10 protein-coding genes and 1 pseudogene are annotated in these 10429 nt (G+C 47.6%); 1 reads left to right on the top strand and 10 read right to left on the bottom strand.

Going from position 1 to position 10429, the window contains the following annotated elements; translation table 11 throughout:
• Position 1 precedes the first annotated feature (1 nt).
• A complete protein-coding gene (gene serS / locus S1OALGB6SA_RS07930; RefSeq protein WP_124033111.1) occupies positions 2 to 1276 on the bottom strand; it encodes a serine--tRNA ligase in 1275 nt (424 codons plus the stop codon).
• Positions 1277 to 1475: 199 nt separating this feature from the next.
• On the opposite strand from serS, the gene S1OALGB6SA_RS07925 reads away from it, so the two are divergent.
• Entirely contained in the window at positions 1476 to 2126 is a 651-nt protein-coding gene (locus tag S1OALGB6SA_RS07925; protein WP_124033110.1) for a FecR domain-containing protein, read from the top strand.
• Between the two features lie 8 nt (positions 2127 to 2134).
• Here the strand turns inward: S1OALGB6SA_RS07925 and pepF are convergent, their stop codons facing one another.
• The 9 genes and pseudogenes from pepF to S1OALGB6SA_RS10325 form a co-directional block, all read right to left on the bottom strand.
• The gene (gene pepF, locus S1OALGB6SA_RS07920) at positions 2135 to 3940 is read right to left on the bottom strand and encodes an oligoendopeptidase F (RefSeq protein ID WP_124033109.1); all 1806 of its coding nucleotides are present in this window, start codon (positions 3938 to 3940) and stop codon (positions 2135 to 2137) included.
• A gap of 66 nt (positions 3941 to 4006) precedes the next feature.
• Positions 4007 to 4615: a non-canonical purine NTP pyrophosphatase gene (locus tag S1OALGB6SA_RS07915; protein WP_124033108.1), complete on the bottom strand. Its 609-nt coding sequence runs from the start codon at positions 4613 to 4615 to the stop codon at positions 4007 to 4009.
• An 83-nt stretch (positions 4616 to 4698) separates the two neighbouring features.
• Positions 4699 to 5550 carry a hypothetical protein gene (locus tag S1OALGB6SA_RS07910; RefSeq protein WP_124033107.1) on the bottom strand — a complete coding sequence of 284 codons (852 nt, stop codon included), beginning with the start codon at positions 5548 to 5550 and terminating at the stop codon, positions 4699 to 4701.
• 219 nt (positions 5551 to 5769) lie between these two features.
• On the bottom strand, positions 5770 to 6030 hold the full coding sequence (locus tag S1OALGB6SA_RS07905; protein WP_124033106.1) for a hypothetical protein: 261 nt from the start codon (positions 6028 to 6030) through the stop codon (positions 5770 to 5772).
• A 17-nt stretch (positions 6031 to 6047) separates the two neighbouring features.
• Positions 6048 to 6197 (bottom strand): annotated as a pseudogene (locus S1OALGB6SA_RS07900) (transposase); the annotation flags it as partial.
• Positions 6198 to 6274: 77 nt separating this feature from the next.
• Entirely contained in the window at positions 6275 to 6547 is a 273-nt protein-coding gene (locus tag S1OALGB6SA_RS07895) for a hypothetical protein (protein WP_124033105.1), read from the bottom strand.
• A 165-nt stretch (positions 6548 to 6712) separates the two neighbouring features.
• Positions 6713 to 6997, bottom strand: a complete 285-nt coding sequence (locus tag S1OALGB6SA_RS07890; protein WP_124033104.1) for a PG0541 family transporter-associated protein — start codon at positions 6995 to 6997, stop codon at positions 6713 to 6715.
• Entirely contained in the window at positions 6994 to 10215 is a 3222-nt protein-coding gene (locus S1OALGB6SA_RS07885) for an efflux RND transporter permease subunit (protein WP_124033103.1), read from the bottom strand. The genes S1OALGB6SA_RS07890 and S1OALGB6SA_RS07885 overlap by 4 nt, the downstream gene beginning before the upstream one ends.
• A 1-nt stretch (position 10216) precedes the next feature.
• Positions 10217 to 10429: permuted SH3 domain-containing protein (locus S1OALGB6SA_RS10325; protein WP_503465887.1), on the bottom strand; the 213-nt coding region annotated here is incomplete at its 5' end.

Below are 10429 nucleotides of genomic sequence, written 5' to 3'. Positions count from 1 at the left end.
GTTATACAACCCTTATTTCGGTAAATCCGCAGTAGGGTATCAGGCTTTCTGGGATAGCCACCGATCCGTCCTCTCTCTGGCCATTTTCCAGCAAGGAAACCAAGGCCCTCGATACGGCAACCGCCGTGCCGTTCAGCGTGTGTGCATATTGGGTTTTCCCTTTTTCCCTGTATCGGATTCCCAGTCGCCTCGCCTGGTAGTCTGTGCAGTTGGATGCACTTGTCACCTCGCCCCAGACTCCATTTTCGCCACGGCCGGGCATCCACGCCTCCAAATCGAATTTTCGGTACGCAGGCATACCCAAATCGCCAGTGCAAGTGTCGACAATGCGATAGGGAATTTCCAAGCCTCTAAAAATCTCTTCTTCGATATCTATTAATTCGGCAAAAACCCGTTCGGAATTTTCAGCGCGCGTGTAGGCAAACATTTCCACCTTAGTGAACTGATGTACTCGATAAAGCCCTTTGGAATACTGCCCTGCCGCTCCCGCCTCCTTACGAAAGCAATGTGAAAGTCCTGCCAGAAGGATTGGCCCGCTGTCCAAGTCGATTATATCGCCGGCGTGAAATCCGCCCAGGGTAATCTCGGCCGTGCCAATCAGGCAGGTGCCGGTGTCTTCCAGCGCATATATATTCGTTTCGGCGCCGCGGGGAGTAAAACCCGTTCCTTCGGCGATTTCCTCCTTGGCAATGTCTGGAGTGATGGTGATGGTGAAATTGTGTCTGGAGAGGGTGTCCAATGCGTATCGGCTCAGCGCCAAATCCAGCATAACTGCTTGATTTTTCAGATAGTAGAATTTACTGCCGGATACCTTCGCGGCGGTTTCGAAATCGACTAGATTCAGATTTGCGGCCAATTCGAGATGATCCCTGGGTTTGAAATTGAACTTCGGGAGTTCGCCGTGTCGGCTTATTTCCCTGTTGGCTTCGTCTTTTCTGCCCCGCGGCGTATCGGGGTGGGTCATGTTGGGGATGCGCTTAACGGCTTCCAGGAGGGCATTTTTTGTTTCCGTGAGTTCCGCTTCCGCTGCGGCGATGCTCTCTTTCAAACTTTTGCCATCAACAATCAACTTCTCTCTCATTCGCGAGTTTTTTCCCTGTTTAATTGAAGCGGTATTCTCGTTCCGTCGTCTGCGTAGTTCGTCAGTACTGCTAATCAGTGTGTTGCGACGGTCGTACAGCCTAAGTACCTCGTCCACATTGGCACTCATGTATCGAGCTGCAACATTGTCCCTGACTGCCTTGCTATTCTCCTTAATGTATTTGAAATCCAGCATGGCCGGGTATTTTAGCCTTTCTGACTGCTTACGGGAATAAGCCGATATTCACTTACATAACTGTAATGATGAAAACCGGGAATTTGAGATAGAGGAGTTGTATATTCTAGCTACGCCATACCGTTAAAAGCTCGTCCGGAATTAACCGTTTGGCAATCCTGTTCGACTTAGCTTAAGATGTATATAAGGAGTAGTGTTTATGAAGATTTTGGGTGCAGCAGTTCCACTGGCATTGTTTGTCGTCCTCGTATCATGCAGCAACGGGGGAATTCAGGCAAGCAGCACGGTGGGAGTTATTCAGTATTTCGAAGGATCGGTAACCGTAAATGACGAGACGGCGGAAATAGGTTTTGAAGTTGTAAATGACGATGTCATCGTTACAGGACCTGAGTCGTATGCGGAAATCATATTCGGCGAGAACCGGATAATTAGCGCGGAGGAGAATACCAATCTCGTACTGGATGCAAAGACAAAGTCATTCAATCTCACAACTGGGGCCCTGAGCGTTATTCAGTCCAAAGCGCGTTTCCTTTCAGGTAACAAGGCCTGGCTCGTTCAAACTCCAAACGTGGCTGCAGCGGTAAGAGGCACCTTGTACTACGTCAAGGTTGAGAGTCCGGATTCCGTCTATTTCTGCCTGTGTAACGGTAAAATTCATCTGGAAGGCGCCGATGAGGGCGAAAATCTAGATTATGAAGCCACACATCACAAGGCTGTTCGATATACCCGTAATCCCGAAGGAAAAGTGGAACTCTCGGAGGCTGCCATGCTTTATCATACCGATGAGGATATTGAAAGCTTGGCGGATGTTGTTGGTGTTCGCGTAGACTGGTCGAAAATTTCGAAGTGAGCTGACTGCTATTTGTTTAACCTCCGAAATTCCTTGACAAGGTTCGCAAAGCAATTAAGCGCATAGTCCACCGGTTCTGTTTGGTTCATGTCCACTCCGGCAAGCTTCAATGATTCGATGGGGTGCTTCGACCCGCCCGATTTGAGGAAGCTTAGATAGGCGTTTCCTTCTGCTTCCCCGCCATATCGTGCCGAAAGAGTCATTGCGGCAGATAATCCGGTGGCGTATTTGTAGACATAGAAGGCACTGTAGAAATGAGGTATCCGCAGTCCTTCCAAGCTGCTTTCATCTATGAAATGCATGGCATTGCCAAAATACTCCTTAAGCAAATCTGAATACGTTTCCCGCAGAGTATCCACGGTTAAGGGTTCGCCCCGTTCAGCCATCAAATGTGTATCTCTCTCGAACTCCGCAAACATTGTTTGCCTGTATATGGTAGCGATTACATCTTCCATTTGTTTCCCGATAAGGTAGGCCTTTACTGCATCGTCGGAGCTTTCCTCGATGAGTTTTTTGGCCAGAAGCTGCTCGTTGAAAGTGGACGCCACTTCGGCCTCAAAAATCGTATAGTCGTAGTGGGGGAAGGGGTTGTTCCTCGCACTGTACCAGCTGTGCATGGAATGGCCGGCCTCATGGGCCATCGTAAACAGGTCCCGCAGCACTTCATCTTTGTAATTCATGAGTATGTAGGGATTGCCGGAGTATGAGCCCGCGCTGAATGCACCGGAACGTTTGCCCTTATTCTCGTAGCGGTCGGCCCAGCGTCCCAGGAGACCGGCCCGCAGGACATCCACATATTCCTGGCCGAGGGGTTTAAGCGCGTCGCAAATCACTTCAACCGCCTCGTCCCAGGTATGATGAATATCCTTGATATCGACTATGGAAGCGTGAACGTCCCATGGGCGAAGATTGTCTTTGAGATTCAGCATTTCCGCCCTCATTTCGTAGTACTCGTGCAAGGCTTTGAGGTTTCGCCGAACGGAGCTCACCAGGTTGTCGTATACGGCTAAATCCACATTGTCGGGAAACAGTGCCATATGCCGCGCGCTTGGATAGGAGCGAATCTCCGCAATATACTTATTTCGAAGAACAGTGCCTGAATACAATTCGGCCATTGTATACTTATGCGCATCGATACAGCGATAGAACTTCCGATAGGCATCCTCGCGTACAGCCCTATCCTTGTTTTGCAGTAGCGAAATAAGGCTGCTCTGAGTTAGAGGAAACTCCGTATCACCAACCTTAACCTTGCCAAAATCCATATCTACATTCATGAGCGCATTGAAGGCCCTGGCCGGCACCTGAACCGATTCAAGTTGTTTGGCAAGGAGGCTCTCTTCCTTCTCCGATAGAATATGGGGTTTGAAGCGCAGAAGTTTCTGCAGGTATACTTGAAAATCAGCAAGCAGCTCTGAATTCAGATATGCTCGGATTTTTTTTGCGTCAACGGCTTGAATCTCCGGTTCCAACCAGCTTTTCGCTGCCGCAAATTTAGTGGCGAGGTTGATGTAGCGGCCATAGAGGCCCCGGACATGAGTATCGCCAATATCTTCGGACTGCCGCAGCATCACATAGTAACCCAACCTCTCCTCCAGAAGTTCCATATCGATCACGATGTAATTCAATGCAGCAGCCATGCTCCCCGCTGAATCACCCAGACTTCCCTTGAATTCTATTACCCTCGGGATACCAGCCTCAAACTTCAGCAATCCCTCTTCCCATTCCGAGTCATCCGCAAATAGGGATTCCAAATCCCAGGTATCTTCGAGTTTCACCTCTCTGCGCTCTGCAACTGTCAGCCTTGCATCCACCATCAATCAACCTCCCAATGAAGCACCTTATTCGTTATTACTTGCCACAAAACTGATAAGCATCAGGCTCTAAGGTTCCGCATGCAGGCTTTCCAAAATTGCCTCGATGCGTCGGCCAGCCCGGCCCCTGTGAGAAATTCTGTCCTTTCCCGCGGCATCCAATTCCGACACAGTACAGCCCGCGCCCGGCACAAAAAAGACTGGATCGTAACCAAAACCACCTTCACCAGAGGGCCGGGCGGCAACAAGGCCCTCAAATATCTCCTGAGCTGTGAAAAACCTATACTCATCTACAAGCAGCACCATCGAGCAGACAAAAAAGGCTCGGCGCTCGGAGCCTGTCAGCTCCACCATGTTCTCAAGCAATAATTCATTGCGTTCCCTGGCATTCAATTGCCGTCCAGTCTTGTCGCTGCCATACCTCGCTGAGAAGACGCCCGGAGCCCCTCCGAGCGCTGGAACCGAAATGCCTGAGTCATCAGCAATAATCGGATTTCCATCCGCGTGCCCCAAAAACGCCCTTGCCTTGATGAGAGCATTTTCCAAATAGGTTAACGCGCTCTCCTTAGGCATTGAGACATTGCCGATTTCCGGTCCGAAAATCAGGCTGTGCGAGTCAAAAATCCTTGTAAGCTCGGTTTGCTTATCGACATTGCCGCTAGCCAGGATAAGTTTCATTGCAACGAAATTTATCCGATATCAGTATTATCAGTCTAGCCATCCCATGCGGCGCAGTATAACCTCCGCCGACGGGAAGCCAACTACCCACCTAAGCATTTTCGCAGCAAATGAAGACCTGATGAAATGGTTCCCGGTGGAGCATTGACCATTTCACCTATATTCTTATGTGAAAGTGTGATACTCATTTTGCGAAGATTTTCGCAAGTCTTCTTATGCCTATCCTCCAATAAATCAGCTTTTCTCCTCCACATGTTGCGTTGTTCCGAGTCACAGACAGCCGCGAGTTTCTTTCTCGCCTTACTCAATTGATACCAGTATTTATTTCGTCTTTCCCTCAGCCCCTCCCTCAGTTTCATCTTCGTCTCTATTTTGGACCGCGCCTCATGTGTCTGCCCGACAAGCCAATCCGAATCCACGCCAAGCAGCTTAGCAAGTCGAGGAATATCATGATCGCTGAAATCTGCGGCCCTGAGCAAAACTACGTAGAGAATTCGGCGCCTCAGGGTGTTATTCTTCAGGATACCCGCCTCATCAAGTTCCAAGGCAGATTCGTTCAGATATCTTAAGTCGAAATCATCCTCCTGTTCTTTCCCAAGCTCGGAAGGTTCTATCTCCACCGTTTCCTGCGATTCCTCGATACACCACGATTCGTAGTGCTCTAAATCCGCCATATTCTCGGTAAACGTTTTCATGAACCAGCGTAAACTATTAAACAAATAGGTTTCAAAACTGTACGTGGGTTCAAATTTTTTCACCAAACGAGGAATCCTGGGATGAAAAGCAAGAAAGAATTCACTACAGCGATCCTCGTCCCACGAAGTCCAAAATTTGGGAAACTTATAAACTAAAAGACAAATCTGTTTATACAGCTCATGCCATCCCTGCCCAGTCTTTTTGTAGGCCACAAGTGCCCCGGTCAACGATGTTTTCATTGTTCACTCCTGCTTTAATTTCTGCAGAAGTTACGCGCAAGAGTTGTGCCAAAATCCCTAAATTTGCGGGTCAAATTTGAACTATAATTTATTGAAAATGGGTGCTATATACATAGCTGATCCACGGGACTTATAGGCCTATGGCTAAACAAAGTTTTTGAATGTCTCTCTTTGACGAAATCAAGACCAGTTCCTGTTATCTGAAATCCCCCACGTATATCAGTTGCATACCCTCTTGTGAACATGATGAGCAACGCTCATTTTCCAGAGATTCTTTGAAATGTTGATTTTGTGAAGAATAAATTCCTGGACATCCTCTTTCCTGTCGGCGTCTAAGTGCTGGTTCGATTTCTGCAGTTTTCTAACTTCGGATTTCAATTCTCGTTCTATTTTCTTGAATGTCTTCTCATTTGCTGGCCATCTTTCCGGGTAAATACCACGCGAGATTAATGCGTTTCCCACTGTCTCGTTATTAATCACATGCTCATTGGATATTTCCGCGCCACGAACTCGTCGATGTAGCGTTGCATGTACTTCTCGCTCATGTAGTGGCAGATGCCGATGTATCCGCGCTTGAAAAGGGACCAAAAGCTTTCAATAGAATTGGTGTGAACGCCACCGATAACATACTTACCGCCTAAAGTGATTCACGCGCTTATTGATGATTCCATTGTAAGCTTTATAATCATCGGCGTAGATGATTGCCTTCCCGCCGATGGCTTTCTTATGCGAAAGCAAGGATGGTCGCCTTGTTTGTCCGCTCGGCCTTCCCGGCACGCGCCTTGCCGCCTCGCTCAACAGCCCCGATAATATAAGGTTTTTGCCTCAGTGCTTCGGCTCTGAAGACCCCATCCACGCTTGTCGTCGTGCTTATTCTTTTCTTGCCGCCAACATAGGTTCCGCCAAATACCAAGCATGCGGCACAATTTTCTTCGGTCTCAAATCGGCTGATAAATCCAAGTGATGTATCGGCGTTTTCCATGGCTTGATGTACCATGATTTAATGGGTTCTTCAAGTATAGCTATCCGGTTTGAGCGATTATTGAGGTAGCTATGTGTAATAGCTACCTTAAGTAGTATCGAATCAGGAGGGTTATAGAATGGGCCGCAAGCCTGCGGATGCGGCCTATTTTCGTACTGGGGACGTTTGGGATTCGGGCTTCTAATCCGTAATGAAACAGCATACGCCCTCATCTGGGAAATCATCCCGAATACTGTCCATCGCCTCTTCAATCACTTTGGCTTCTTGATCATCGCAGTAAATAATGAGGAGAAAATTCTCCTCCGGCCAGATATGATCTCCCTGTTTGGGATCGGAATTTCCGCGCCCCTGAACACTCGGAATTTTAGTGAAACAGCTTGCAAATCCCTTTAATTCCAACAACTCCATCACGTTTCTTTCAACCGAATGATTTGCAATTATCTCTACCCGTTTAAGTCCCCTCATTCGCCACCTCCTTTGGTAGCCAACTGCTTGCTCCCATCACGGCCATTTAGATCCAAAAGCTCTGCGTTTTCTGATCGTTTTTTTCTATTCATACTTTCATACAGCATTGGAACCAGGAATAGAGTCATCAGGGTGCTCATCAGCATACCGCCAATAATTGTCTGCCCAATGGGACGCACTAACTCAGCGCCTTCGCCAGTGTTGAAAGCCAGGGGCACCATGCCCAGGATTGTCGTCAGGGAAGTCATTAAAACCGGACGCAATCGGTTGCCGCTGCCCTCTATGGCCGCGTCATGAATGCGGTAACCTCGGTCCCTCAGTAGATTCATATAATCAATAAGAACGATGCCGTTGTTCACCGAGATGCCAATCAGCATCAGCAATCCAAAAGCCGAGAATATGGACAAGGGTGTCACGTATCCGAAAACAGGCAGGTTCATCAGGGAATATAGAAGCAGAATTCCCGGGAAAATCAGAAATATCGACAGGAACACGATGAAGGGATCCTTCAGTGATTCGAATAAGCTGGCCATGATACCGTAAACCAATGCCAACGCAACCAGAATAATCGCAACGAATTTGAAAATATACTTCATCAGTTCAGCAAAATCACCGGAGTATTCAAGAATTACATCGTCATCGACAATTATGTTTCTGGCGACAGCCCTTTTTACCGCAGCATCTGCCACGTTAAGAGAAGTCTTGGGTTTCAATTTAGCGGTTACATGCACCACCCTGGAACGATTTTCCCTGGCTATGGATACCGGCCCGGTTGTTCGTTCGATTTTGGCAATCGAACTTACTGGAATTCGCCCGCCCGCCTGATTTGGAACGTAAATCCGGTCCAAATCAGGAATTTCTCGGCGATCCTCCTCTCGGAAGATTACCAGAATATCAATCTCATCTCCGCCAGATCGATAACGGCCAGCTATTTTGCCATTGACAGCCGCGCTTATCTCGCTGGCAACACTGCTGATGTTGAGTCCCAATGAATATGCCTTATCGCGGTCCAAAACGATACTTGAAATTGGAAGACCTTCCTCAAGAGAAACCTGAGGTTCGATTACCTCATCCACCTGATTCTCAAGGAGTTCGCGAATTTCGGTTGCCAATGCTCTGGATTTATCCAAATCGTCTGTTCGCAAAACAATATCAATCGGGGACGTGCCACCAAACTGGGGTTCTCGTACCTCGAAGTTGGCCGAAGGGAACAGATCGAAATTCGCGCGTACCTTTCGCTGCATCTCAGCATAACTATCAATTTGCTGATCGAAGGGCGGCAAAGTGATATAAAGTACACCCCTATGCGATTCAGAGCTGAGAGCAAAGAAATCCGCTCCTGTTCCAGAGAGAATAAAGATATCCTGATATCCCTCAATTTCCTTTCGAGCACGATCAGCCAGTTCCATCAGTGCCGCCTCGGTAACCTCGTATCGGGTTCCAACAGGAAATTCCATTGCAATTTCCAGAGTATCCTGCGCTTGACTGGGCATGAATTCGATTCCAGTATTTCCGCCCAGAGGCTCCAGAGTAAAGAAACTGGCAATAAATACCAAAAATATAATAATGGCCGTGAGTCCCTTGTGACCCAAAACGGCGGCCAGCAGGCGCTTATAACCATTAGTGAATTTGATAAATGAATTACCAAGAGCATTGCTTATCGCCGCAAAGAACCGACTCCTTGATGGTTTCTGCCTGGAGGTGTAGAGTACGAGGTACTTGCTCGTAAGAACCGGCACCAGTGTAATAGCCACCAGAAGCGAAACAAGCAGCGCTATAACTATTGTCAAGGTTAAATCCTGGAAAAAAATTCCTATTATGCCCAGTTCTCTCTTGAACATCAGTAAGGGCAAAAAGATTCCAACTGTGGTTAGAACAGAAGCCGTAATCGCGGTCATCATTTCCTGAGAACCCAGAAATGCGGCTGGAATTGCCTTTGCGCCCTTTTCTCGATACCGGTAAATGTTTTCAAGTATCACTATGGAGGAGTCAACTATCATACCAATTCCAAGGGTTAGCCCGGCCAAAGTCATGATATTGAGCGTCAATCCAGCAAAATACATAACCATGATGGTGGTAAGCAAACTGATGGGAATTGAAAGGCCGATTATGAAGGTGCTCTTCGCACTTCTAAGGAAGATAAATAGTACAACCATCGCCAAAACTGCTCCAAGTATTGCCGAAGAAGTAACGCTTCTAAGTGAGTTCCGGATAATCTTAGTTGTGTCATAAACGGTTGTAAGGCCTACGCCGGCTGGCAAGGCATTTTGGATTTTTTCCATTTCAGCAGCGATATTGTCGGCAACCTCCACAGAGTTAGTACCCGATTGTTTTTGCATTGCGATGTATATGCTCTGAACGCCATTTACAAAGGTTTTATTGGGGGCTTCTTTGTATGCATCACTCACATCGGCAATGTCCCGAAGTCTAATGGCTGTGCCAGTGCTCTGCCCGGTAGACGGGTCAATTCCACCGCCCCTGTAGGTGATAACCGCGTTTCGAATCTCCTCAACGCTGTTGAACTGACCCATGGTTTGAACCAAATATTTGAAATTGCCCTCGTAAACCGAACCCGAACCAATTTGAACATTCTGTGCTGAAAGGCTTTGGGTGACGCCGAGCATCGTAAGTCCGTAGGCCTCTAAGCGATTCTGAGATATTTCAACTCTTATGGCCCTATCACGTCCGCCATACAGCGTTACGAGAGCAACACCATCCACCTGCTCAAATCTGGGCTGAATCTGGTTCCTCGTGATATCGTATAGTTCATCCACATCTCGATTTCCCCCCACAGATATCTGATAAACCGGAATAATTGATGGGTCGAATTTGAATATTTGAGGACTGCTTGCTGCTTCCGGCAGGAGACTCTTGACAAATTCCAATTTATCGCGCACATCATTTGTCGATTCCGATAAATCCAACCCCCAGCTTAGTTCAAGGAGTATGATACTTTGCCCCTCGGAGGAGGTTGAATTGATTTCTCGTATACCCGTTGCGTTCGATATGGCCCCCTCCATTGGCCTGGTGATAGTCTGCTCAATTTCCTCTGGACTGGCTCCCGGGTAAGTTGTGTAAACCACCAAAATTGGCGGCGTGATATCCGGGAGCAAATCTATAGCTATTTGTGGCAGGATATACAATGCCAAACCGACTATAAGACAATATATAATAAGGAAAGTTGTCGGCCTGCCAACAACTCTTTTCGCGATACTCATCCTAGCTTACCGCCTGCGTTTTCTGGAGGACACGAACCTTAGTCGCATCTTCTAAAGCATTCTGACCCTTAATTACAATTTTCTCTCCAGCCTCGACTCCTTCTACTACCTCGACAATTCCACTATGTGAGATTCCCAGCACAACGGATCTCTTTTCTGCGACATCATCTTCAACTACAAAGACAAATGTCTCACCGAATCTGCGAAGTACGGC

The sequence above is a fragment of the Olavius algarvensis spirochete endosymbiont genome (genome assembly GCA_900608495.1).
Lineage (GTDB): Bacteria > Spirochaetota > Spirochaetia > DSM-2461 > DSM-2461 > UBA2779.
The sequence above is the reverse complement of the archived record's forward strand: the minus strand, read 5'-3'. Positions and strand labels throughout refer to the sequence as shown.

Bases quoted from the DNA above. Each gene is read 5' to 3' on its own strand.
- serS (WP_124033111.1), bottom strand. From the start codon at position 1,276: ATGCTGGATTTCAAATACATTAAGGAGAATAGCAAGGCAGTCAGGGAC.
- S1OALGB6SA_RS07925 (WP_124033110.1), top strand. From the start codon at position 1,476: ATGAAGATTTTGGGTGCAGCAGTTCCACTGGCATTGTTTGTCGTCCTC.
- pepF (WP_124033109.1), bottom strand. From the start codon at position 3,940: ATGGTGGATGCAAGGCTGACAGTTGCAGAGCGCAGAGAGGTGAAACTC.
- S1OALGB6SA_RS07915 (WP_124033108.1), bottom strand. From the start codon at position 4,615: ATGAAACTTATCCTGGCTAGCGGCAATGTCGATAAGCAAACCGAGCTT.
- S1OALGB6SA_RS07910 (WP_124033107.1), bottom strand. From the start codon at position 5,550: ATGAAAACATCGTTGACCGGGGCACTTGTGGCCTACAAAAAGACTGGG.
- S1OALGB6SA_RS07895 (WP_124033105.1), bottom strand. From the start codon at position 6,547: ATGGTACATCAAGCCATGGAAAACGCCGATACATCACTTGGATTTATC.
- S1OALGB6SA_RS07890 (WP_124033104.1), bottom strand. From the start codon at position 6,997: ATGAGGGGACTTAAACGGGTAGAGATAATTGCAAATCATTCGGTTGAA.
- S1OALGB6SA_RS07885 (WP_124033103.1), bottom strand. From the start codon at position 10,215: ATGAGTATCGCGAAAAGAGTTGTTGGCAGGCCGACAACTTTCCTTATT.